20 protein-coding genes are annotated in these 24,380 nt (G+C 67.9%); 12 read left to right on the top strand and 8 right to left on the bottom strand.

What is annotated here, in order from left to right:
• Window positions 1-86: 86 nt before the first annotated feature.
• Window positions 87-575: a bacterioferritin gene (gene bfr, locus PV764_RS19955; protein ID WP_019184377.1), complete on the bottom strand. Its 489-nt coding sequence runs from the start codon at window positions 573-575 to the stop codon at window positions 87-89.
• 144 nt (window positions 576-719) lie between these two features.
• Here bfr and PV764_RS19950 point away from each other — a divergent pair, with 144 nt between their 5' ends.
• Window positions 720-3,077: a penicillin acylase family protein gene (locus PV764_RS19950; protein ID WP_421117400.1), complete on the top strand. Its 2,358-nt coding sequence runs from the start codon at window positions 720-722 to the stop codon at window positions 3,075-3,077.
• Between the two features lie 30 nt (window positions 3,078-3,107).
• Here PV764_RS19950 and PV764_RS19945 read toward each other — a convergent pair whose 3' ends face one another.
• A complete protein-coding gene (locus PV764_RS19945; RefSeq protein WP_421117399.1) occupies window positions 3,108-4,487 on the bottom strand; it encodes a cation:proton antiporter in 1,380 nt (459 codons plus the stop codon).
• An 88-nt stretch (window positions 4,488-4,575) separates the two neighbouring features.
• Window positions 4,576-6,267, bottom strand: a complete 1,692-nt coding sequence (gene asnB / locus PV764_RS19940; protein ID WP_019184380.1) for an asparagine synthase B — start codon at window positions 6,265-6,267, stop codon at window positions 4,576-4,578.
• Between the two features lie 368 nt (window positions 6,268-6,635).
• On the opposite strand from asnB, the gene PV764_RS19935 reads away from it, so the two are divergent.
• Window positions 6,636-7,514, top strand: a complete 879-nt coding sequence (locus tag PV764_RS19935) for a tetratricopeptide repeat protein (protein WP_343312140.1) — start codon at window positions 6,636-6,638, stop codon at window positions 7,512-7,514.
• A 191-nt stretch (window positions 7,515-7,705) separates the two neighbouring features.
• Window positions 7,706-8,389 (top strand): pentapeptide repeat-containing protein, encoded by a 684-nt coding sequence (locus PV764_RS19930; RefSeq protein ID WP_284128145.1) that lies wholly within the window; start codon window positions 7,706-7,708, stop codon window positions 8,387-8,389.
• A gap of 171 nt (window positions 8,390-8,560) precedes the next feature.
• Here PV764_RS19930 and dapE read toward each other — a convergent pair whose 3' ends face one another.
• From dapE to map, 5 genes are read right to left on the bottom strand one after another with little or no spacing between them, the layout of a single operon-like run.
• Window positions 8,561-9,688, bottom strand: coding sequence for a succinyl-diaminopimelate desuccinylase (gene dapE / locus PV764_RS19925; RefSeq protein WP_343312141.1), 1,128 nt, complete (start codon window positions 9,686-9,688; stop codon window positions 8,561-8,563).
• On the bottom strand, window positions 9,685-10,047 hold the full coding sequence (locus PV764_RS19920; protein ID WP_046272041.1) for an arsenate reductase: 363 nt from the start codon (window positions 10,045-10,047) through the stop codon (window positions 9,685-9,687). The genes dapE and PV764_RS19920 overlap by 4 nt, the downstream gene beginning before the upstream one ends.
• 12 nt (window positions 10,048-10,059) lie before the next feature.
• On the bottom strand, window positions 10,060-11,139 hold the full coding sequence (gene dapD / locus PV764_RS19915; RefSeq protein ID WP_019184386.1) for a 2,3,4,5-tetrahydropyridine-2,6-dicarboxylate N-succinyltransferase: 1,080 nt from the start codon (window positions 11,137-11,139) through the stop codon (window positions 10,060-10,062).
• The gene (locus PV764_RS19910; RefSeq protein ID WP_421117409.1) at window positions 11,139-13,760 is read right to left on the bottom strand and encodes a [protein-PII] uridylyltransferase; all 2,622 of its coding nucleotides are present in this window, start codon (window positions 13,758-13,760) and stop codon (window positions 11,139-11,141) included. The genes dapD and PV764_RS19910 overlap by 1 nt, the downstream gene beginning before the upstream one ends.
• 20 nt (window positions 13,761-13,780) lie before the next feature.
• Window positions 13,781-14,554, bottom strand: a complete 774-nt coding sequence (gene map, locus PV764_RS19905) for a type I methionyl aminopeptidase (protein ID WP_026069972.1) — start codon at window positions 14,552-14,554, stop codon at window positions 13,781-13,783.
• Between the two features lie 273 nt (window positions 14,555-14,827).
• On the opposite strand from map, the gene PV764_RS19900 reads away from it, so the two are divergent.
• The 9 genes from PV764_RS19900 to PV764_RS19860 all read left to right on the top strand — a co-directional run bounded on the left by PV764_RS19900 (window position 14,828) and on the right by PV764_RS19860 (window position 24,330).
• Window positions 14,828-15,352, top strand: a complete 525-nt coding sequence (locus PV764_RS19900; protein ID WP_421117398.1) for a spore coat U domain-containing protein — start codon at window positions 14,828-14,830, stop codon at window positions 15,350-15,352.
• Window positions 15,353-15,360: 8 nt separating this feature from the next.
• Complete coding sequence (locus PV764_RS19895; RefSeq protein ID WP_284128147.1) at window positions 15,361-16,107, top strand: fimbrial biogenesis chaperone; 747 nt, start codon at window positions 15,361-15,363, stop codon at window positions 16,105-16,107.
• 7 nt (window positions 16,108-16,114) lie between these two features.
• Window positions 16,115-18,469 (top strand): fimbria/pilus outer membrane usher protein, encoded by a 2,355-nt coding sequence (locus PV764_RS19890; RefSeq protein ID WP_421117397.1) that lies wholly within the window; start codon window positions 16,115-16,117, stop codon window positions 18,467-18,469.
• Window positions 18,466-19,515 carry a Csu type fimbrial protein gene (locus PV764_RS19885; RefSeq protein ID WP_284128149.1) on the top strand — a complete coding sequence of 350 codons (1,050 nt, stop codon included), beginning with the start codon at window positions 18,466-18,468 and terminating at the stop codon, window positions 19,513-19,515. Before PV764_RS19890 ends, PV764_RS19885 begins: the two co-directional genes overlap by 4 nt.
• 75 nt (window positions 19,516-19,590) lie before the next feature.
• The gene (locus tag PV764_RS19880) at window positions 19,591-19,881 is read left to right on the top strand and encodes a hypothetical protein (protein ID WP_019184393.1); all 291 of its coding nucleotides are present in this window, start codon (window positions 19,591-19,593) and stop codon (window positions 19,879-19,881) included.
• Entirely contained in the window at window positions 19,881-20,591 is a 711-nt protein-coding gene (locus PV764_RS19875; RefSeq protein WP_421117396.1) for a molecular chaperone, read from the top strand. Before PV764_RS19880 ends, PV764_RS19875 begins: the two co-directional genes overlap by 1 nt.
• Before the next feature lie 214 nt (window positions 20,592-20,805).
• Window positions 20,806-21,633, top strand: coding sequence for a 30S ribosomal protein S2 (rpsB, locus tag PV764_RS19870; RefSeq protein ID WP_102789182.1), 828 nt, complete (start codon window positions 20,806-20,808; stop codon window positions 21,631-21,633).
• A 126-nt stretch (window positions 21,634-21,759) separates the two neighbouring features.
• Window positions 21,760-22,638, top strand: coding sequence for a translation elongation factor Ts (gene tsf, locus PV764_RS19865; RefSeq protein WP_019184396.1), 879 nt, complete (start codon window positions 21,760-21,762; stop codon window positions 22,636-22,638).
• 192 nt (window positions 22,639-22,830) lie between these two features.
• Window positions 22,831-24,330, top strand: coding sequence for a GGDEF domain-containing protein (locus PV764_RS19860; RefSeq protein ID WP_046272043.1), 1,500 nt, complete (start codon window positions 22,831-22,833; stop codon window positions 24,328-24,330).
• Window positions 24,331-24,380 lie beyond the last annotated feature (50 nt).

The raw sequence follows: 24,380 nt of genomic DNA, 5'->3' as shown, positions 1-24,380 counted from the left end.
CGCTGGCTGGCAGAGGCTGGCGGGCGGACGAGGGTTCAGCAGCTGACTGGCGAAGGCTGGCTGGCGCGCGGAACCCGATGCCGTACTCAGTGCGCAGCGGTACCCTTCGCATCCATCTTGCTGGTCTGGTACAGCGCCAGGCCGATGCGCTTGATCAGGCCCAGCTGCTGCTCCAGCCACCAGGCATGGTCTTCTTCGGTGTCCTTCAACTGCACCAGCAGCATGTCGCGGCTGACGTAGTCCTGGTGCTGTTCGCACAGCTTCATGCCGGCGGCCAGGTTGTCGCGGACGCTGTATTCGGTATCCAGGTCCTTCTGCAGCATCTCTTCCACGGTCACGCCGGGCTCGAACACATGCGGGCGCATGTCCGGATCGCCGCCGAGGAAGAGGATGCGACGCAGCAGCGCATCGGCGTGCTGGGTCTCCTCTTCCATCTCGTGGTTGAGGCGCTCATAGAGCGCGAACAGGCCCTGGTCTTCGTAGCGGCGCGAGTGGATGAAGTACTGGTCGCGCGCGGCCAACTCGCCGCGCAGCAGTTCCTTCAAGCAGGCGATGACGTCCGGGTTGCCTTTCATGGGGGTGCTCCTGATGAATCAATGCGCGCATGGTGCCCTATCTGAAAATCCGGTGGTCTAATCGGAATCAGTTGCAGTTGCGCTTCGCTAGCCGTGCACAGGGCGTTCACGCCTCCCCTACAATCAAGCCCTACCTACACGGGGATGCGCAGGATGCGGCACTGGCTGAAGCGGTTGCTCTGGGGCGTGCTGATCCTGGCGCTGGCGGCGGTGTTCACGGCGTGGTGGCTGCTGCGCGGCAGTCTCCCCCCCCTGGAAGGCGAGCAGGCCATGGCCGGCCTGCAGGCGCCGGTGAGCATCACCCGTGATGCCTTGGGCGTGGTCACCATCGACGCGGCAAGCCAGGCCGATGCGATGCGGGCGCTGGGTCTGGTACATGCGCAGGAGCGCTATTTCGAGATGGACCTGATGCGCCGTACCGCCGCTGGCGAGCTGGCCGAGCTGTTCGGCCCGGCGGCGATCGAGATGGACAAGCGCATGCGTGTGCACCGGCTGCGGGCGCGCACCAGGGCCCACCTGGAGGTTGCCACGGGCAGCAGTGCCGGCGCCCTGCAGGCCTATGTGGAGGGTATCAACCAGGGCGTTGCCGAGCTTCGGGTACGTCCTTGGCCGTATCTGCTGCTGCGCCAGGCGCCGGCACCGTGGCGTGCCGAAGACAGCGTGCTGACCGGGCTGGCGATGTATGCCGACCTGCAGGACCCCACCAATCAGAACGAACTGGCGATGGCTCGGATCCGTGCGGTGGTGCCACCGGCGCTGTATGCCCTGCTCAGCCACGATGGCAGCGAATGGGATGCGCCGCTGTTTGGCGAAGCGCGCGGCAACGCGCCGTTACCGGAGGCCGCCGTCCTCGATCTCCGGCGGGCCGATCCGGCGCAGACCACCGGTGCCGTCACGGCCGGTCATCTGGATCCCGACGTGCTGGGCAGCAACAACTTCGCCGTGGCCGGTGCACTGACCGCGGACGGTCGCGCCATCGTCGCCGACGATATGCACCTGGGACTGCGCGCCCCCAATCTCTGGTTCCGGGTACGGCTGCGCTATCCCGATGCACAGGCTCCCGACGGCCGCGTCGATGTCAGTGGCTTCTCGCTGCCCGGCCTGCCGGCCATCGTGGTGGGCAGCAACGGACACGTGGCCTGGGGCTTCACCAACAGTTACATCGACACGGCCGATTTCCGCAGCGTACCCGCCAATGCGGCGGGCATCACCACGCACGAGGAGCGTATCCGCGTCGTCGGCCAGGCACCGGTGACATTGCGCGTGCGCGAGACCGCCTGGGGTCCGGTGCTGCACACGCGGCAGGACGGCAGTGGCGAAGCACTGCGCTGGACGGCACAACTCCCCGGTGCGGTGCGCCTGGACTTCGCCGAGATGGCGCGCGCGGCGACGCTTGACGAGGCGTTCGAGGTGGCCGACCGCAGCGGCATTCCCGCGCAGAACCTGGTGCTCGCCGACCGCAGCGGTCGCATCGCCTGGCGGTTGATCGGCACACGCCCTGACCGCGCTGCGGACTGCCCGCCGAACGGCAACACCGCCACCGCGCCTGCACGCTGTGCGCCGTGGCCAATCCGCAGCGATGGCGCGCCCGCATTGATCGATCCCCCCACGCATCGGCTGTGGACCGCCAACGGCCGCGTGCTCGATGGGGACGCCCTGGCCATTGCCGGGAACGGTGGCTACGACCTGGGCGCACGCGGTCGGCAGATCCGCGATGGCCTGCTGGCGAAAGAGCGCTTCACCGAGGCAGACCTGCTGGCGATCCAGCTCGACGATCGCGCCCTGTTGCTCACGCGCTGGTGGCATCTGCTGCGCGAGGTCGTCACCACCAGCGACGACCCTGCCCTGCAGCGGCTGGAGGTCGCAACCCGGCGGTGGGACGGCCGTGCGGGGGTGGACTCGGTCAGCTACCGGGTCACCCGCGGTTTCCGCGGCATGCTGATCGACCGCGTTGGCGAAGGCCTGCTCGCCCCGGCGAAAGCACAGCTCGGGGAGGACTATCTGGAGCCACGACTGGGGCAGTTCGAGGGCGTGTTGTGGCCGCTGGTGAGCGAACGTCCCGCGCATCTGCTGCCGCCCCCCTATTCCAGTTGGGATGCACTGCTGGTCGATACCGCCAAGGCGCTGGAAGCAGACCTGAGCAGTCAAGGCCCGCTGGACGCGCGTACGTGGGGCGAACGCAATACCGCCGCGATCTGTCACCCGGTCAGTCGCGCCCTGCCTGCCTTTGCCCGGTCGTGGCTGTGCATGCCGGCCGACCGCCTGCCCGGCGACCGCGACATGCCCCGCGTGCAGGGCCCCGCGTTTGGCGCCTCGCAGCGCATGGTGGTGTCGCCCGGGCACGAGGCCGAGGGATGGATCCACATGCCCGGTGGGCAGAGCGGTCACCCGTTGTCACCGTTCTGGGGCGCGGGACACGAGGACTGGGTCAACGGCAGGCCGACGCCGTTCCTCCCCGGCACGACGGTGCATACCCTCAGGTTGGTGCCGGCGCGGGAGTGACACGCGAGGTGGCACCGCATGCCGCCCGCCTCAACGCCGGCAACGCTCGATCAGGTTCAACAACGGCCCGGTCATGGCGGTGGTCACCAGCGCCATGATCACCAGCACGGCGAACAGGCGGTCGCCAAGGAAGCCCAGTTCGTAGCCCAGGTTGAGCACGATCAGCTCCATCAGGCCACGGGTGTTCATCAGCGCACCCAGTCTCCACGCGTCATGGTTGTCCATGCCGGCACTGCGCGCTGCGCTCCAGGTGCCGATCAGCTTGCCCACCGTGGCGACCACGATCACGATCAGGCACAGCACCAGGTCGCTGGCCTGCAGGGCGTCGGCGCGCATGCGCAGGCCAGTCATGGCGAAGAACAACGGCAGCAGCAGCGTGACGGCGAACGGCTCCACGCGCTCGGCCACGGTGTGCCGCAGCGTCGCGTTGCCCGACACCGCGACGCCGGCCGCGAACGCGCCGAACAGCGCATGGATGCCCAGCATCTCGGTGACCAGCGCGCAGCCCAGCGCCATCAGCAACATGATCAGCAGCCAGCGTCCTTCCTGGCCCGGTGCGATCACCAGGCGCGAGAACCACGGCCGCACCACCCCCAGCATCAGTGCGACGAAGGCGACCACGCAGACCAGGTTGATCGTGGCCGGCACCCAGCCCTGCGACTGCGCGGCGGCCACGATCAGCGCCAGCAGGCACCACGCGGTGGCATCGCCGAGGGCGGCGCAGGCGATCGCGGTCTGGCCCAGCGGTGTGCCGGTCATGCCGCGGTCGGCAAGGATGTGCAGCAGCACCGGGAAGGCCGTGATGCTCAATGAAATACCGACGAACAGCGCGAAACCGGTGAAGCCCACGCCGGGCGGTGCGTGCGCGCCATACAGCCAGATCGCCAGCAGCACCCCGAGCACGAAGGGCACGGCGATGCCGGCGTGGCTGACCACGAAAGCGAAACGACGCCGCCCTCGCAATCCGCCCAGATCCAGTTCCGCCCCCGCCACCAGCAGGAACATCAGCACGCCAAGCTGGCTGAGCAGGCCGAGCGAGCCGAGGGAGGCGGCCGGGAACAGCACGCCATGCACCTGGGGCAGCACGGCCCCAAGCACCAGCGGCCCCATCATCAGACCGGCCGCCATTTCCCCGATCACCCCGGGTTGACCCAGCCGGCGGAACAGCCACCCCGCACCCTTGGCCACCAGCAGCAGGACCAGCAACTGCAGCAGGAACAGACCGAGCGGCGCATGCAGGTGCGCGGCCCAGTCGGCCCCCAGCGACGCCTCGGCACGGGCCACCTGTGCCGAGACGGCCGGACCGGCAAACCGTGCCAGGCCCAGGCCGATCAACAGGGGCAGCGCCACCCAGCCCAGATAACGCCAGGCCAGCCCGCTGCGGCGCATGCCGGTGGTGTCAGAGTCCATGATCGATCCCCATCGATTGAAGGGGCGATTCTACGGGCTGCACGCGCTGCCACACCACCGCGATCGACGCGGCGGCGTGGCACCTCGATCAGGCCAGCGCCTGCTCGTGCACACCGGCGATCGCGCGTCCGGAGGGATCGGCCATCGCCGCGAAGCTGGCATCCCAGGCAATGGCCGCCGGCGAGGAGCATGCGATCGACTTGCCACCCGGCACCGTTTCCGCCGCCGCCTGGGTCGGGAAATACTGCTCGAACACGTGGCGGTAGAAGTAGGCTTCCTTGGTCTGCGGCGGGTTGTGCACGAAGCGCTTGTCCGCCGCGGCCATCACCCGGTCACTGACCTGGGCTTCGGCATGCGCCTTGAGTCCGTCGATCCAGCCGTAGCCGACACCATCGCTGAACTGTTCCTTCTGGCGCCACAGGATCGAGTCCGGCAGGTAACCTTCGAAGGCCTCGCGCAGCACCGCCTTCTCGATCCGGCGTGCACCGGCGGGGCCCTGCCCGACCATCTTGTGCCTGGCATCGATGCGCATCGCTACATCGAGGAACTCGCGGTCCAGGAACGGCACGCGCGGCTCCACGCCCCAGGCCATCATCGACTTGTTGGCGCGCAGGCAGTCGTAGTTGTTGAGCGCGTCGAGCTTGCGCACCAGTTCTTCATGGAACTCACGTGCGTTGGGGGCTTTGTGGAAGTACAGGTAGCCACCGAAGATCTCGTCGCTGCCCTCGCCGGACAGCACCATCTTCACCCCCATGGCCTTGATCCGCCGCGCCAGCAGGAACATCGGGGTGGAGGCGCGGATCGTGGTGACGTCATAGGTTTCCACATGGCGGATCACTTCCGGCAGTGCGTCCAGGCCTTCTTCGAAGGTGTACTCGAAGCCGTGATGCACGGTGCCCAGTGCTTCGGCCGCGATCGCCGCGGCGGCCAGATCGGGCGAGCCCTTCAGGCCGATCGCGAAGGAATGCAGGCGCGGCCACCACGCTTCGCTCTGGTCGCCATCCTCAACGCGGTGGCGGGCATAGCGTGCGGCCACCGCTGCCACCAGCGACGAATCCAGGCCGCCGGAGAGCAGCACGCCATAGGGCACATCGGTCATCAGTTGGCGGTGTACCGCGCGCTCGAAGGCCTCACGCAGTTCGACCCGGTCGGCCTCGACGCCTTCGACCGCGTCGTAGTCGCGCCATGGGCGCTCGTAGTAGCGGGTCAGGGTGTCGGTGGCGCTGTCGTACCAGTGGCCCGGCGGGAACTGCGCCGCGTCGGCGCAGATGTCCACCAGCGACTTCAGTTCGGAGGCCACCACCAGCCGGCCATCCTTGTCGTGGCCCCAGTACAGCGGCACCACGCCGATCGGATCACGGGCAATCAGCACGCGCTGCGCGGCACGGTCCCACAAGGCGAAGGCGAAGATGCCGTTGAGGCGGTTCAGGAACGAGGCCGGGCTGTCTTCGCGGTACAGGGCGTTGATCACCTCGCAGTCCGAGCCGGTCTGGAAGGCGTAGGGCTGGGCCAGCTCGGCCTTCAGTTCGCGGTGGTTGTAGATCTCGCCGTTGACCGCCAGCGCCAGGCCGCCGTCTTCGGAGAGCAGCGGCTGCGAACCGCCGGCCGGGTCCACGATGGCCAGGCGCTCGTGGACCAGGATGGCGCCGTCATCGACGTACACCCCGCTCCAGTCCGGGCCGCGATGGCGCTGGCGCTGCGAGAGGTCCAGCGCATGGCGGCGCAATGCGGTGAGGTCGTCGCCGGCCTGCAGGCCGAAAATACCGAAGATCGAACACATGGGAACAGCTCCTGATGATGGGGGAATACACGTATTGCAGGCATTCGACCGGCCACCCAGGCCCGGAAGGGGTAAACCCGGGCCACAAAAAAACCCGCATCGGTCGATGCGGGTTTTCTGGGGTCCGGGCGTGTTGCTTGTACTAGCCCTGGTCGCAGTCCCGCATCGGCCGCGCACGATTATTCGCGCGCAGATTATTGCGGTTGGTATTGCTGACAGCGGTAGCCGGGAACGAGGACATGGACCGACCGTAACCGGGTTTTGACGGCGGCGCAACTGTTGCGATGGCAACCAAACCAGCCGCCGCGGACAACCCCGCACTTCGGGACCGCGCGATAATCACGGTCCTTCTGCACCATCCGGCTGGCATGATCCCTCGCATTGGACGCATCGCTACACGCCTGGGCGGCATCGCCCTGGCCCTTTCCCTGATTGCCTGCAGCAGCACCCCTGCACGGACGCCTGCGAGCATCGTGCAGTCGGTCGAGGCCAAGGCGGCCGATGGCAGCTTCGACAGTGCCTGGGAGGCAGCCAGGACCTTTGAAACCTTCAACGACCCGCGCGCCGTGGGCTGGTACGAGCGTGCGGCAGCCGTCACCCCGTGGACCTTCCACAACCCGCAGGCCGAAGAGGCCCTGGGCAGGATCTGGACCCACGGTGAGCTGCTGCATGGCACCGGCCCGAACATCCGCCAGGGCACTGCCCTGCGCGCCTCACCGCGCAAGGCAGAGCGCTGGTATCGCGCCGCTGCCGAGCACGGCAACCCGATGGCGATGCTGATGCTGGCCAAGTTCCATCGCGACCACGGTGACGCGGCCAGCGCGCTGCGCTGGGACCTGCGCGCGACGATCTACCATCACATGCCGTCCGAATCCTCGCGACTGCCACAGGCGATCGCAGCGCGGCCGGATGGCACCGTGCATTCGCTGGTCGCCGAGATCCAGCGACGTGCGCAGCGTGGCGATGCCGACGCCCAGGTGGATCTGGGCGCCATGTACGAACTCGGCATGGGCCTGCCGCGCGATGGCGTGGAAGCGCTGCGCTGGTACCGGCTGGCGGCCGACCAGGGCAATGTGTACGGGCAGTATTTCAGCGGCCTGCTGCTGGGCCGTGGCCGCGCCGGCGTAACGCGCGATCTGGACGCAGCCGCCGGCTGGTTCGCGAAGGCGTCTGCGCAGAAGTTCTACCTGGCCGGGGAGACGTATTGGCGCGACCGGATCAAAGCCCCGTTCTGGACCTTCGACTGACAGGATAACCACGCGGTAGAGCCGACCGTTGGTCGGCTGCACGTGTCGCCCCATGTGTCTGCACCAACGGCAGCCGGCCAACGGTCGGCTCTACGCCGGGGGGACCACGTATGCGCGCCGGTGACGCTGTACACACTCCGCCGCTGCCTTCAAGACTGCCGCCTGCGCCGCCCATCACCCAGAATGGCCGCATGACCACCGCCATTTTCCGCGACGACACGCTCACCCGCGAGCGCATGCAGGCCATCATTGCCGCGCATCCGCGTGCGGCCGCCTTCGAGAACTGCACGTTCGATCACGGCGACTTCTCGCGGCTGGACATGGATGGGTTCCAGTTCAACCAGTGCTCGGTCACCGGTGCGAACTGGCTGGCCGCCTCGCTGGAAGAAACCCAGTGGACGAAGTGCCGCGGCAGCCAGTGCGATTTCAGCTCGGCGCTGCTCAGCGACGCACGCTTCTCGCACTGCGATCTCAACAACAGTCATTGGCGCCGCGCGACGCTGTCCTCGGTGCGGTTCCAGGACTGCAAGCTGACCGGCGCGCATCTGCAGGAAGTGACCGGCTGGGCGCTGGAGTTCCGCGAGTGCCTGCTGGTCAGCGCCGACCTGCGCGGGATGTCATTCCGCAAAGCGCAGCTGGACGGCATGGACTTTTCCGAAGCGGAGTTGTCCGGCTGCGATTTCCGCGATGCGGTGTTCAACGGCGGCAGCCTGCGCAATGCACAGACGCGGCTGACGCGCTTCGAAGGTGCCGACCTGCGTGGCACCGACATCAGCGGACTCAACGTGATGGATGCCAAGCTGTTCAAGAAGGCGGTGATTTCGCAGCGCCAGGCGGCGGCCGCGTTGGCGTCGTTCGGGTTGATCGTGGCGTAAGGGCAAACCGACCCTCGGGCGGTTGCTGCCGCACGGTAGCCGCCGACCGCGGCTCGGCGCAGCACTGCACCCGGTCGTGCCGGCCGCTGGCCGGCTCTCATGACTGCCAGACCGACGGAGCAGCCGGCCAGCGGCCGGCACTACCGCGACCGTCGGTTCCATCCGCTGTATTCAGGCCAACAGGCGCTCGATCAAGCGCTGGTACAACGCCGGCAGCGCTTCCAGATCCGCCACGCGGATGTTCTCGTCGACCTGATGGATGCTCGCATTGACCGGCCCTACTTCGATGCACTGCGCGCCCAGCGGTGCGATGAAGCGCGCATCGGAGGTGCCACCGCCCGTGCTCTCTTCCGGCGGCGCACCGGCGAACTCGCCGAGCACCTCGCGGGCGACACGGCGAAGCGTGCCTTCCGGGGTGTAGAACGGCTCGCCGCTGCGATGCCACTTCAGCGTGTACTCCAGCGCATGGCGGTCCAGCAGCGCGGCGATCTCCTGCTCCAGCGCCGGCGCATTCCAGTGCGGGTTGTAGCGCAGGTTGAACAGCACCTGCAGCTCGCCGGGGATCACATTGTTGGCGCCGGTCCCGGCATGGACGTTGGAGACTTGCAGGCTGGTCGGCGGGAAGCTTTCGAAACCGTCATCCCAGTGCCGGGCGGTGAGTTCGGCCAGGGCGGCAGCGGCCAGATGGATTGGATTGCGTGCCTTGTCCGGGTAGGCGACATGGCCCTGCACGCCCTTCACCGTCAGCGTGGCCGAGAGGCTGCCGCGCCGGCCGACGCGCAGCAGATCGCCAAGCACCGCGGTGGAAGACGGCTCACCGGTGATGCACCAGTCGATGGCCTGGCCGCGCTCGCGGAAGAGGTCGGCCACCCGGCGCACACCGTCGATGGCATCGCCTTCCTCATCGCTGGTCAGCAGCACCGCCAGCGTGCCGGGGTGATCCGGATGCGCGGCGACGAACTGCTCGGCGGCCACCACGAAGGCGGCCACGCTGCCTTTCATGTCCGCCGCACCGCGCCCGTACAGCACGCCATCACAGATCTGCGGATCGAACGGATCGCTGGCCCAGGCCGAGACCGGGCCGGTCGGCACCACATCGGTATGCCCGAGCAGCACCAGTACCGGCGCGCCCTGGCCATGCGTGGCCCACAGGTTGTCGACCTCGCCCAGGCGCAGGTGTTCGCAGTGGAACCCTGCGCGCTCAAGACGGCCCGCCAGCAACGGCTGGCAGCCGGCATCCTCCGGCGTGACCGAAGCGCGCGCGATCAGGTCACAGGTCAGCGCGACGACGTCATTCACGCGCCCACTCCGAACCGCTGCTTGAAACCATTGTCCGAAAAGCCCTGGGTCATTGCCCCGTCCGCGCTCACCACCACCGGACGCTTGATCAGCTGCGGGTACTCGCGCAGCAGCAGCTTCCACTCAGCCTCCGAATCGGCCGCCTTGCGGTTCTCCGGCAGCTGCCGCCACGTGGTGGAGGACCGGTTGATCAATGCGGGGAATCCACCCGCCTGGGCGGCCCAGTCGATCAGGGTTTCCGGCGTTGGCTTGTGCTCGCGGTAGTCTACGAAGGTGTACGGCACCTGGAAACGGTCCAGCCACTTGGTGGCCTTCTTGCAGGTGTCGCAGTTCTTCAATCCATACACAGTGGTGGTCATGGCGTGCCCGGCTCAGTCGGCCAGGCCGCGCAGCAGGTCGTTCACGCTGGTCTTGCTGCGGGTCTTGGCATCGACCTGCTTGACGATCACCGCGCAGTACAGCGAGTGCGAGCCGTCCTTGGACGGCAGCTGGCCGGACACCACCACGCTGTACGGCGGCACCGAGCCGTAGCTGATTTCGCCGGTGGCGCGGTTGTAGACGCGGGTGCTCTGGCCGAGGAACACGCCCATGCCGATCACGCTGTGGTGGCCGACCACGAAGCCTTCCACCACTTCCGAACGCGCACCGATGAAGCAATGGTCTTCGATGATGGTCGGGCTGGCCTGCAGCGGCTCGAGCACGCCGCCGATGCCGGCGCCGCCGGACAGATGGCAGTGCTTGCCGATCTGCGCGCACGAACCCACCGTGGCCCAGGTGTCGACCATGGTGCCCTCGCCCACGTAGGCGCCGATGTTGGTGAAGCTCGGCATCAGCACCACGTCCTTGCCGAAGTAGCTGCCGCGGCGCGCGATCGCGCCGGGCACCACGCGCACGCCGGCGCGGCGGAACTTGGCTTCATCGAAGCCGGCGAAGCGCGATTCGACCTTGTCCCAGAACGGCGCCGGACGCGCGTCGACCACGGCCATGTCGTTGACGCGGAAGTACAGCAGCACCGCCTTCTTCAGCCATTCGTTGACCTTCCAGCCACCGTGGCCATCGGGCTCGGCGACGCGGAATTCGCCGGTTTCCAGGCCATCGATGACGCGGCCGACCAGCGGCTTGGTGGAGCCTTCGATCTCGTGCAGGGTCAGCGTCGCGCGGCGCTCGAACGCGCTTTCGATGCCAAACTTGAGTTCTTCCACGCCCGGCGTGGCCGGCTTGCGCAGCGACTTGCGCGCAATGGTGGCATCACGGCTGGCGCTGCGCTTGGCAGCGCTCTCGGCCGGAGTGGCGGCGACCTTGCGTGCCGGCGCCTTTTTCGCGGCGGCCTTCTTGACTGCCGGCACCGCCTTCTTTGCCGCGGCGGTGGTCTTCTTCACCGCGGGTGCGGCAGCAGTGGTCTTGGCCGCCGGGGTCTTCGCGGCGGTCTTCTTGGCAGGCTTGGTGGCCATCAGTGGGGGTCTCCGGCTTTTCGATCAGGGTCCAGGCAGGCGAGCATGGCGTCTTGCAGCTGCTGTCTGGCGGATTCGGTGAGGGCGTGATCATGCTCATCGCTGATCACGAACATGTCTTCGGCGCGTTCGCCGAAGGTGGCGATGCGCGCATCATGCACGCGCAGCCGCTGGTTGCGCAGCACGAACGCCACGTCGGCCAGCAGGCCGGGGCGGTCGGGCGCGACCAGGCTGAAACGGGTGCTGGTGGTCTCGCCATCGGTGACATCGCGGAACTCGATGCGCGGGGCGAAACGGAAGTGCCGCAGCTGGCGCGGAATGACCCGCCGCGACGGGCGCAGCCGGGTCAGGTCGCCGGACAGCGCTTCACGCAGGCCGGCCTCCAGGCGCAGCGCATCGCCATCGGCGAAGCTGTCGGCCGGGGTCACTTCGAACGTATCGAAGATGGTGTCCACCGGGCCGTCCAGCACACGCGCGCGGTGGATGCCGTAGCCCTTGCGGTCCAACGTCATCACGATCGCGGCGAACAGGCCATCGCGATCCGGCGAGTGCACGAACACCTCCAGCGCGTGGTCGTCCGGGGTGATCCGGCGCACCTTGACCAGGGTCTGGCCCTGCTTGACCGGTACCAGCGCGGCGGCCTGCCAGGCAAGCTGCTCGGGCCGCAGCCGGATGAAGCTCTCATCGGGCATCACGGTGAACTGACGCTCGATCGTCGCGTCGTCGTAGCCGCGCTCGCGCACCAGCTGGCGCACCGATTCGCGCGCTTCGGCAACACGCTCGGCGGCCGGCATCTGGTTCTCCAGCCCGTCGCGCAGCGCGCGCCGCGCCGCGAAATACAGGTCGGCCAGCAAGCGGTCTTTCCATGCATTCCACAGTTTGGGGCTGGTCCCGGCAATGTCGGCGCAGGTCAGCAGATACAGGTAATCGAGCCGGTCGCGGCTGGCCACCAGGGTGGCGAAGCGGTGGATCACGTCCGGATCGGAGATGTCCTGCTTCTGCGCGGTGACCGACATGCGCAGGTGCTGTTCGACCAGCCACGCCACCAGTTCGGTGTCGGAACTGCTCAGCGCCAGCGCCTGGCAGAATTCACGCGCGTCCACCGCACCGAGTTCGGAATGATCGCCGCCGCGGCCCTTGGCGATGTCATGGAACAGGCCGGCCAGCAGCAGCAGCTCCGGTTTGCGCAGGCGCGGCCAGACCTCATGCGCGATCGAGAAACGCTCGTCGGCGCGGCTGCTGGCGAACAGGCCGATGTTCCGCAGCACCATCAGGGTGTGCTGGTCCACGGTGTAGACGTGGAACAGATCGAACTGCATGCGCCCGGAGACCTGCGCGAATGCGGGGATCCACTGACCGAGCACGCCCAGGCGCGCCATCCGCGCCAGCGTGTCGACCGCGCGCGGGCTGCGCAGCAGGGCCAGGAACTGCTCGCGTGCGGCGGGACTGGCGTCGGTATACGCGGCCAGGTCCGGCAGCGCTTCGGCCAGCGCGCGGGCGGTCAGCGAGTGCAGGCCGCGCACATCCGGGTTGTAGGCCCAGCTGGAGAACAGCGCGAACACCTGTTCGATGTCGCCCTCGGGCCAGGCCGGATCGTTGGCCGCCAGGTAACCACGGCGCAGCGAGAACCCCACGCTGACCGGCTCGGGCACCGCCTCGCCATCGAACTGTTCCTCGAAGCGCTGCAGCAGGCGGTCGCTGATCCGCCGCACCACGGTGGCACTGCGGTAGAAGCCCTGCATCATTTTTTCCACGGCCAGGCTTTCGATGTCGTCTTCAAAACCCAGGCGGGCGGCAAGTGTCTTCTGGTAATCGAAACGCAGGCGCTCTTCGGGCCGGTTGGCGACCAGATGCAGGCCGAAGCGCAGCCGGGCCAGGGCGCAGCGTTCGCGCTTGAGCGCGGCCGCTTCATCCGGGCCGAGGTGGCCCAGGCCGACCAGTGCTTCCAGGTCGCGCACGCCGAAGGCACGCAACGCCATCCAGCCCAGGGTGTTGAGATCGCGCAGACCGCCGGGACCGTCCTTGATGTCCGGTTCCAGGTTGTCGGCGGTATCACCGAAGCGCTGATGGCGGGCCAGCAGCTCTTCACGCTTGGCGAGGAAAAACTCGCGCGGCGGCCACAGGCCGTCCACGTTCACCGCGGCCTTCAAGGCCGCGCGCGCGGTGTCGTCGGCAACCACCGGGCGCGATTCGATCAGTGCGGTCAGCACGGTCTGGTCGGCGCTGGCCTGGGTGCACTCGGCTGGCGAACGCACCGCGTGACTCACGGGCAGGCCGCAATCCCACAGCAGCGCGAAAAAGCGCGCAAGCCCGGATTCGTGCCGCCGCTGCTGTTCCGGCGTACCCAGCACCAGCACGTCGATATCCGAGCGCGGGAACAACTCACCGCGCCCATACCCACCGACGGCAAACAAGGCCAGTCCAGACCCGGCCGGCAGGCAGCGGTGCCACGCCAACCGGATCAGGTGGTCGGCCGCGCGGGCGCGCAACGCGAGCAGGCGCTCGATGTTGTCGCCCTGGTCGAAACGGCGGTACAGCCGTGCGTCGGTCTGTTGCAGCGACTGGCGCGCCAGCGCCGCCCAGTCCGGGTCGGCGACGGATTCGGCCGGCGCGTCCAGCATCGGGCTCGCCGGCAGCATGCTCAGACCTGCGATTCGCCGGGCGAGAGGGTCAGCACGTCGACGCCGGTCTCGGTGACCGCGACCATGTGCTCCCACTGCGCCGACAACTTGCGGTCCTTGGTGACCACGGTCCAGCCATCGGGCAGCACCTTGTTGTAGCGGGTGCCCTCGTTGATCATCGGCTCGATGGTGAAGGTCATGCCCGGCTGCAGGACCAGGCCCTGGCCCGGACGACCGTAATGCACCACCTGCGGCTCGTCGTGGTAGACCTTGCCGATGCCATGGCCGCAGTACTCGCGCACCACGCTGAAACGCTCGGATTCGGCATAGCTCTGGATCGCGTGGCCGATGTCGCCCAGCGTCGCGCCCGGCTTGACCGCGCGGATGCCGCGCCACATGGCTTCGTAGGTCGCATCGACCAGGCGCTTGGCCATGACCGACGGCGTGCCCACGTAGTACATGCGGCTGGTATCGCCGTGCCAGCCATCCTTGATCACGGTGACATCGATGTTGACGATGTCGCCGTCCTTGAGGACCTTGGCTTCACTGGGAATACCGTGGCAGATCACGTTGTTGACCGACGTGCAGACCGTCTTGGGAAAGCCGCGGTAGCCGACATTGGCCGGTGTGGCCTTCTGCACGTTGATGATGTGGTCGTGGCAGATGCGGTCCAGCTCTTCGGTCGTCACGCCCGGCTTGACGTGGGGGGTGACGATGTCGAGCACTTCGCTGGCCAGACGGCCGGCGATGCGCATCAGTTCGATTTCCTCGGGGGTTTTCAGATTCACGCTCATGGCGCCCATTATCGCCGATCCGGGGCCAATCTGAACGGGATCGGATAGAACGCTGACAGCCGCGGTTTGGGCGGCCGGGCCGGTCAGGTCCATGAATGACTGCGATGCACGTCCCAGAACGCAGGATTGTGCCGAAAACGGCCATTGAATCTGTCAAATCTCACGGCCTCCCAACAAGGCGAAACCTATAACCGGGTCAACACCGTTCCATCGCCCCACCCGTTCGGCAGCATCGTGTTGTTCAGCAAGGACCCGCGTCCAAGGAGCATGCCCATGCGATTTCTCTGTCCTGCCCTGTTGAGCCTGGCCATTGCCAGCCTCGCTGCGCCCGCCCTGGCGGCCGATACCACGACCTTCAACGTCAAGATCATCATCACCAAGGCCTGCACGATCACCGCAGCGGCCGCCACCGATGTGGATTTCGGCTCGGCCCTCTCCACGGCCACCACCCCGTCCAACGCCCAGGGCACGATCACCGCCCAGTGCTCGGCATTGACCCCGTACACCGTCGCCCTCAATGCCGGTGCGAACGCGGGAACCGCCAATGACGTGACCACCCGCCGGATGAAGAACACCGATGCGAGCGTGACGGCGAACAATTTCGTCGGCTACCAGCTCTATCGCGATGCCGCCCATACCAATGTGTGGGGCGCGACCACCGGCACCAATACGACGGCGGGCATCGGCACTGGCCTGGCGCAGACATTGAATGTCTACGGCCAGATCGCCAACCCCAGCGTCAACAACGCCGCTGCGGGTAACTATCAGGACACGATCACCGCCACCATCACCTATTGAGGTCCGCCATGCCGATTTCCGCAGGGCGTCGCCCTGGGCGGTTCGGGTGCGCGGTGCTGGGCTGGCTGTGGCTGCTGATGGGGAGCGCCACCGCCGCAAGCCTGCAGGTCGCCCCCACCTCATTGCAGCTGACGCCACGGCAGAACGCCGATGCGCTCTGGCTGACCAACAGCGGTACGACGCCGGTGCAGGTGCAGGTGCGGGTCTTCGAGTGGCGCCAGGACACCGGCCAGGACCAGCTCCTGCCCACCACCGACCTGCTGGTGAGTCCGCCGATGCAGTCGTTGGCGGCCGGCCAGCAGCAGCTGATCCGCGTGGTGCGCAGCGACGCTGAGGCACCCTCATCGCAGCGCGCTTACCGGGTGATCGTCGATGAACTGCCCACGGTGGATCCGCGTCGCAGCGGGATGCAGTTCGTGCTGCGCTATTCGATGCCGGTGTTTGTCCAGCCCGGTGCGGAGGGCCCGCTCGAACACGCGCTGCAGGTACGCCTGATACGCCTGGATGACGGGCGCCCGGCCCTGGAGGTGCACAACAGCGGCAACAGTTACGCGCAGCTGGCCGACATCGGCCTGGGGCCCGTCGACCGACCGCAGATCGTCCATCCTGGCCTGCTCGGTTACGTACTCGGTGGACAGACCATGCGCTGGCCGCTGGATGTCCCGGCCGCCCGCCTGGCGGGCGCCACAGTCTCGGCAAAGATCAATGGCGAGTCGGCCCAGACGCCACTGCCCGCCGCGCCGCCGGCTCGCTGAGGCCTGCATGCGGATGCTGCTTACCGCGACGCTGGCCCCGTGCGCCGCGATGGCAGCGGACGCCGACGCGGGCATCGACGCATCGGCCGACACCCTGTTGCCGCCGCCGACGCCGTTGACGGCCGCACAGACGCTGTACCTGGATGTGACCCTCAACCAGGCACCGCGTGGCCTGCTGCCATTCACCGAGCTGCAGGGCAGGCTGATGGCCTCGGGCGCGACGCTGCGCCAGCTCGGGTTTTCCGCACGGGGCGAAGAGCAGGTCGCGCTGGACCAGCTCAGCGGGATTGTCGTGCGCTACGACGCAGCGCTGCAGACGCTGGCCCTGGACGTCCCGCTGGAACAGCTGTCGTTGCCTACCACGCGGCTGGAGCGTGCAGCCGATACTGCGCCGCCTGCGGCGTCCTCGCTTGGCATGCTGGTCAACTACGACCTTTACGGCAGCCACAACGAGGGCGGCGGCAACCTGGCCCTGACCACCGAACTGCGCCTGTTCGGGGTGGGCCACGGCGTACTGGAAACGAGTGCATTGCAGCGCACCTGGCAGGATCCGGCCGATCGTCGGTGGCGGGGCGAAAGCGTGCGGCTGGATACGGCGTGGCGCCTGGACTTCCCGGACGCGGCCGTGTCGCTGACGGTGGGCGATTTCTACAGCGGCTTCGTCGACTGGAGCCGGCCGGTGCGCATGGGCGGTGTGCAGATCGGCCGCAACTATGGCCTCCAGCCCTATCGCGTGCTGAGCCCCACCCCCACGTTCCTGGGGGAAGCCGTGGTTCCGTCCAACGTGGAGCTGTATGTGGATGGCCTGCGCCAGTACAACGGCGAGGTCCCGGTCGGGCCCTTCCAGCTGGCGGCCCAGCCGGGCATCAACGGGACCGGCAATGCCCAGGTCGTGATCACCGATGCGTTCGGCCGGATGCAGACCCTGGACTTCGCCTTCTATGGCACGCAGCAACTGCTCGCCAAGGGCCTGTCCGACTGGTCGGCCGGCGTGGGCAGGATGCGGAAGGACTACGGCATCCGTTCGTTCGCCTATGAAACGCCCGTGATCGGCAGCGCCACCTGGCGCTACGGCGCCAGCGATCGCTTCACGGCCGAAGCGCACGTGGAAGGGGGCGGCGGCGTGGTCAATGGCGGCGCTGGCGGCTGGTGGCTGCTGGGCGGTGCCGGCGTGGTCAACGCCGCCTACGCACACAGCCGCCATGACGCTCTCCAGGGAGGGCAATACGCGCTGGGCTACAGCTGGAACAACCGCCGGTTCAACGTCAACCTGCTGACCCGGCGAACCCACGGCCACTACCGCGACCTGGGCGCGCTGCAGGACACCCTGCCCCCGGATATCAGCGAACAGGCTACCCTGGGCATCAACCTGCAGCGCGCCGGCTCGCTCAGCGCCAGCTACCTCCGGCTGCGTTACCCCGACGGCGACGACAACCGCTACGCCAGCGTGTTCTGGTCGCGCAGCTTCGGCGATCGCTGGTCGGCCTATCTCTCGTTCAACCAGAACCTGGCCGACAGCGATGACCGCAGTGCCTATCTGTCGGTCTCCGCTGCGCTGGGACGCAACCGCCAGAGCAGCCTGTCGGCACAACGCAACGGCGAACGGATGACCTATGTCGCCGATCTGTCCCAGCCCGTGCCCGGCGATGGCAGCCAGGGCGGCTACGGGTGGCGGGTGCAGGCGCGCGGCGGCGACGATGGCGGCGGCGGCCTGGCCGAACTCGGCTGGCTCAACCGGGTCGGGCGCTACTCGATGGGCTACGCGCGCCAGGGCGATCTTGACTACGGCTACGCCAGCGCCAGTGGCAGCGTGGTGTGGATGGGCGGACATGTATTCGCCGCGCGCGAGGTGCCCGACGCCTTCGCCGTGGTCTCCACCGACGGCTACCCGGGCATCCCGGTGCGGCTGGAAAACCGGCTGATCGGCAGTACCGACAGGAACGGCCTGCTGCTGGTGACCCCGCTGCTGTCGTGGCAGCGCAACCGGCTCTCCATCGATACGCTGGACCTGCCGGCGGACATGCGCGCCGACCGGGTGGACACCTGGGTGACGCCGCGACAGAGCGCCGGGCTGGGCGTCGACTTCGGCCTGCGCCGCACCCGGGCCATTCGCGTGATCCTGCACGATGACGCCGGGGCCCCGCTGCCGGTCGGCAGCAGCGTGCGCCTGCCCGCTGGCGGCACTGCCACGGTGGGCTACGACGGGGAGACCTATCTGGAAGATGTCGTGCTGCCGGCCCAGTTGCAGGTCGAGTTGCCCGAAGGGCACTGCAGCGTACGCCTGGACCCGCCCGTCACCGCCACCTCCCCCGGCGTACCCCGAGTCGGGCCGCTGCGCTGCGTGCCGACCTCCCGACCATGACCGGCGCGCGTACGCTCATGGTCGTGCTGATGCTGATGGCCCTGTGCTGGGCACCCGGGGCACGTGCGGATACGACCTGCACGGCCACGGCGCCAGGCGCGTTGGCGTTCGGCACCATCACCAATGGCGCGGCCAGCGCGACCGATGCCATGACCAGCTTCACCATCACCTGCAACACCACCGCGCTGAGCGTGCTGGGCAGCGCCAGCGTGCGCGCCTGCCTGAAGATCGGCACCGGCAGCACCGGCAGCACGCTGCTGCCGAGCCGAAGCATGAGCAACACCACCGCCGATCCGATGGCATTCCAGCTCTATACCAACGGTGGCCGCACCACGGTGTGGGGCGCGGTGCCGGGCGGTTCGCCGCCGGCAGCCATCGTGACCCTCGGCTACAGCGTGCCATTGATCACCGGCGGCAGCGGCGCCCAATCGGTCACGCTCTACGGGCAGGTGCCCGCCGCGCAGGTGCTGTCGGCCGGCGCCTTTGCCAGCAGCTTCACCGCCGCCAACGTCAGCCTGGAGTATGCCTACAACGAGAGCATCATCGGCACCGCCCAGCCGCCGGCGCTGTGCACCAGCACCAGCGGGGTCAGCGGCCACAAAACAGCCGATGGCGCCTTCCCGTTCACGGTCAGCGCCAACGTCCTGCCCCAGTGCAGTACCTACGTCACGACCGACATGGATTTCGGCAGCAACGCGGGGGCGATCACCGCCAACCTGGACCGCACCTCGACGATCGGCCTGACCTGCATCAACCGCACCGCCTACAGCATCGGCCTGAACAACGGGCAGAACGCATCGGGCAACGTGCGCCGCATGCGCTTCACTGCACTGGACGGCAGCGTCTACTACATCCCCTACGAGCTGTACCGGAACGCTGCGCGCTCCCAGCGCTGGGGCAACACGCTCAACACCGACACCCTGGCCGGCACCGGCACTGGCGCCGCGCAGACCCTCACCGTGTATGGGCGTGCCCCGCCGAGCGTCGGCGCGGTGCCCGCCCAGGGCAGCTACAGCGACGTCATCACGGTCACGATCACCTACTGAACAGCGCCGGCCAGGCCCTCAAGCCGTGGCCGTCGCGGCCGCTAACGCTCGCATCCCTCCGCAGTGCGATGCACGATGCCCGCGCGACCACCCTCCTTCGTCCTCGCCTGGCTGCTGGCCGTATACGCCGCTGTGTACGCCGCCGTACCGGCCGCCGCGCGGCCCGGCGCAGGCAGCGCGGCCACGTTGCAGGTGGCGGTAAGGATCGTTGCCGATTGCGGCAGCCCCGGGGCGGAGGCGCTGCCCACCTGCCGGCCCGCGCGCCAGCGAGGCGACGCGCTGCATCCGGTGCCCGCGCAGGTGGCCGCATTGAGTCCGGCCATCGCGGATACCGGGCGCACCGCGCCGGTCACCGTGACCTACTGATGCAGTGGCTGCCGGCTGCCCTGCTGATCGCCGTGACCGCCCTGCCCGCGCAGGCACTGGAAATCCGTCCGGTCCGTGTCTCGGTGCCGGCCGATGCGGCACAGGCCGACCTGTGGCTGGACAACCCCGGAAGCACCGCCTGGCGCGGCCAGGCCCGGCTGTACCGATGGGAGCAGGCGGGCGACCAGGAACGCCTGCTCCCCGCCGACGACGTGGCCGTGAGCCCGACCCATCTGGCCATCGCCCCGGGCGGCGGCCAGCGCGTGCGCGTGGTCCGGCTGGGGACGGCGCCGGCGGCCGTTGAACAGGGATACCGGCTGGTGCTCAGCCCCGGGCCGGAAGCCGCCGCCGGCGCCGCGCGCTATTCCCTGCCGGTCTTCCTCGAACCCAGCATCCCTGCCACCGGCTCGCGCCTGCGCGTGGCGGCGACCGGCAGCCCCGCCGCGCCGGTGTTGCGCCTCTATAATGAAGGCGCGGCCCATGCCCACCTTGCCGATCTGGTGTACGTGGATGCGCGCGGCCGACGCCAGCCCCTGATCGATGGACTGGCCGGGTACGTCCTGCCGCACAGTACCCGCAGCTGGGCCCTGTCGCCCCGCCCTGACGGCTATGCCAACGGCCGTTTCCTTGCCCGCCTGGACCATGCCGCCGAAGCGATCCTGGCCGCCCCGCCCGCCGAGATTGCGGCGCGGGCCGGGGCCGGGCTATAATCGACCGGATCTCCTGCCTCATCGAAGCAGGGAACACGTCAACACCGGACGTCACCGGTGAATCCACACCTGCCGCCCATATCCGTGCCGGGGTGCTCCGCAAGGAGTTCGGTCACGGAAGCGACAGGGAAGCCAAACCCCGGAACCACCCGCCTTGCGGCGGACCGCCCAACTATTACCCGTGGCGGCCGGTTCCCTATCAGGAGTTACTGCAATGCCCCAGGTCACCATGCGTCAGATGCTGGAAGCCGGCGTCCATTTCGGCCACCAGACCCGTTACTGGAACCCCAAGATGGGCCAGTACATCTTCGGCGCCCGCGGCAAGATCCACATCATCAACCTGGAAAAGACCGTTCCGCTCTTCAATGACGCGATGAACTTCATTTCCAGCGTTGCGCAGAAGCGCGGCACCATCCTGTTCCTGGGCACCAAGCGCAGCGCCCGCGAGTCGATCCGTGAAGAAGCCGAGCGTTGCGGCATGCCGTTCATGAACCAGCGTTGGCTGGGCGGCACCCTGACCAACTTCCGTACCGTGAAGCAGTCGGTTGCCCGCCTGAAGGAACTGGAAGCCGGTGAGACCGACGGCAGCTTCGACAAGCTGGTCAAGCACGAAGTGCTGGGCCTGCGTCGCGAGCGCGACAAGCTGGAAGCTTCGCTGGGCGGCATCAAGGACATGAACCGTCTGCCGGACGCGATCTTCGTCATCGATATCGGCCACGAAGACATCGCCATCAAGGAAGCCAAGAAGCTCGGCATCCCGGTGATCGCTGTGGTCGATACCAACTACAACCCGGAACTGGTCGACTACGCGATCCCGGGCAACGACGACGCCATCCGTGCCGTGCAGCTGTACGCCCGCGCCGCTGCCGACGCCGTGCTGGAAGGCAAGGCTGCTGCGCCGCACGCTGCCACCGTCCGTGAAGAAGAGTTCAGCGAAGCCGCTGCTGGCGAAGAAGCCAAGCCGGCCCGCCGCGCTCCGGCCAAGAAGGCTGCTGCTGCTCCGGCCGCCGACGCGCCGGCTGCTGGCGAAGCCCAGGCCTGATCCAGGCCCGCGGTGGGCGCAGCGCGCCCACCGCTCCTGTCCGCTGCCGATGGCGCGACGACAGGACACTGTCATACGGGCCGGCCACCATGCCGGCCCAACCCCTTTCTTTCGTGAGGAAATCCCGTGGAAATCACTGCTTCCCTGGTCAAGGAACTGCGCGAGCGCACTGGCGCCGGCATGATGGAGTGCAAGAAGGCACTCGTCGAAAACGGCGGCGACATCGACGCCTCGGCCGAATGGCTGCGCAAGTCCGGCCTGGCCAAGGCCGACAAGAAGGCTGACCGCGTGGCTGCCGAAGGCATCATCGTGGCGGCCCAGGACGGCGGCAAGGCCGTGCTGGTCGAAGTCAACTCGGAAACCGACTTCGTCGCCAAGGACAGCAACTTCCTGGACTTCACCAAGGCTGTTGCTGCCACCGCGCTGAGCTCGGGCGCTGCCGACATCGACACCCTGAAGGCCGCCAAGCTGCCGTCCGGCGAGACGATCGAAGAAGCCCGCGCCGCCGTCATCGCCAAGGTTGGCGAGAAGGTCGACGTGCGTCGCATCGTGCGCCTGGAATCGACCAACAACGTCGCTGCCTACGTGCACGGCGGCCGCATCGGCGTGCTGGTCGAGCTGGCCGGTGGCAACGAAGAGCTGGCCCGTGGCCTGGCCATGCACGTGGCTGCCATGAACCCGCCGCACAACAAGGCCGCCGATGTGCCGGCCGAGTTCGTTGCCAAGGAAAAGGAAATCGAACTGGCCAAGATGTCCGACAAGGACAAGTCCAAGCCGGCCGATATCCTGGAAAAGATCATCAGCGGCAAGATCGCCAAGATCGTCAACGAAGTGACCCTGTACGGCCAGCCGTACGTGCTGGACACCAACCAGTCGGTCGAGCAGGTCCTCAAGGCCGCCGGTGCCGACGTGGTCGGCTTCCAGCGTCTGGCGGTCGGCGAAGGCATCGAGAAGGTGGTGGAAGACTACGCCGCCGAAGTGATGAAGCAGGCCGGCCTGGCCTGATCTTCACCGCTCGAATGTGTTACGAAAGAAGCCGCGGACTCCGCGGCTTCTTTTTTTTGTCCACTGGCTTTGCTTTGTGTGCCGGATCAGGGCAATACTCCCAAACCGATCTGCCGCGTCAACGCAAGAAATCAAGGACGAAACTGTGATGCACCTCAGGTATTCTTGCCCCAACATACTGACAACCCCGCCATGCCTCCCGAGCTGACAGCCGCCCTGGCGCTCTGCCGCAACCTGCCCTCCCCGCCCGGTATTGCCCTGCGCATCATCGAACTGGCGCAGGATCCGGAAGCGGACATCACCACCGCCGCCGACATCATCGCCATCGACATGGCGCTGAGTGCCCGCATGCTGCGCATCGCCAATTCGCCGCTGTATGCCAGCCGCCGCCGGATCGAGAATCTCGGTCAGGCGCTGACGATGCTCGGTCTGAATGCCACGGTCAGCCTGGCCCTCGGCTTCACCGTGACCCAGAACCTGACCGCCGCCGGCGACGGCCAGGACCTGCGCGAGCGCGCGTGGCGCCGCAGCATCCTCAGCGCCCTGGCCGCCAGCCTGCTGGGGCAGGCGCGCGGCCTGCGCAAAGCCGAAGAGCTGATGCTGGCCGGCCTGCTGCAGGATATCGGCGTGCTGGCCCTGGCCCAGGCGCAACCGGACACCTACCTGCCGCTGCTGCGCCAGGCCACCGACAACGACGCGCTGGTCGCCCTGGAGCGCGAACACCTGCAGTGCAGCCACGCCGACGTCGGCGCGTGGGTCGCCGAAGAATGGGGCCTGCCGCGCTACCTGGTGGACAGCATCGCGCACAGCGAATCGCCCGCCACCGGCGATGACAATTTCCAGAACTGCGTCGCCCTGTCCGGCGCGGTGGCCGATATCTGGCTCGGCACCGATGCCGATGCCGCGCGCGAGCACGCCCTGCAGCAGGTACATGACACGCTCGGCCTGGACAGCGCCCAGTTCGACCAGGTGCTGGCCCGCATCGGTGAATCGCTCCCGGACATCAGCACCCTGTTCGAGACCCCGCTGTTCTCGCCCTCGCGCGTGCAGCAGCTGATCGACCATGCCCAGGAGCTGGCCACCCTGCGCAACCTGCGCGAGATGCAGGACGCCGCCCTGGCCCGCAAGCGGGCGGATGAATTCGAAGCGCGCGCCAACCGGCTGGCCGAGCAGGCGCACCGTGACGCCCTCACCGGCGTGCTCAACCGCCGCCAGCTGGAAGCCGTGCTCGAGCAGGAATTCCTGCGCGCCACCCGGCATGGCTGGCCGCTTTCGGTCGCCTTCATCGACCTGGACGACTTCAAGAAGATCAACGACGCCCATGGCCACCTGATGGGTGACCAGGTGCTGCGCATGTTCGCCACCAAGCTGCAGGAGCAGCTGCGCAACAGCGACACGGTGGCCCGCTTCGGCGGCGAGGAATTCATCGCGCTGCTGCCCAACACCACCGAGCCGGTCGCGCTGGAAGTGGTGCGCCGGGTCCTGGCCAGCATCGTCAACACGCCGATGGCCGAAGTCGCCAGCGGCCCGCTGTTCGTGACCTTCTCGGCAGGCGTGGCGACCCAGGGGGGCTATGAGCGTTTCGCCGATGTCCAGGATCTGCTCAAGGCCGCCGACGACGTGCTGTACCGCTCCAAGAACCTGGGCCGCAACCGGGTCATCGCGCGCTCGCCCAGCACCGCACCGGCCTGAGCGTTAGCCCCGCGCGGGGCCGTCATCACGGCCCCCACAGCGCCCCCATG

Source organism: Stenotrophomonas sp. AS1, assembly GCF_048957655.1.
In the GTDB taxonomy this organism is placed as follows: domain Bacteria; phylum Pseudomonadota; class Gammaproteobacteria; order Xanthomonadales; family Xanthomonadaceae; genus Stenotrophomonas; species Stenotrophomonas bentonitica_A.
Note: the sequence above shows the minus strand (reverse complement) of the source record. Positions and strands in the feature narration are given on the sequence as shown.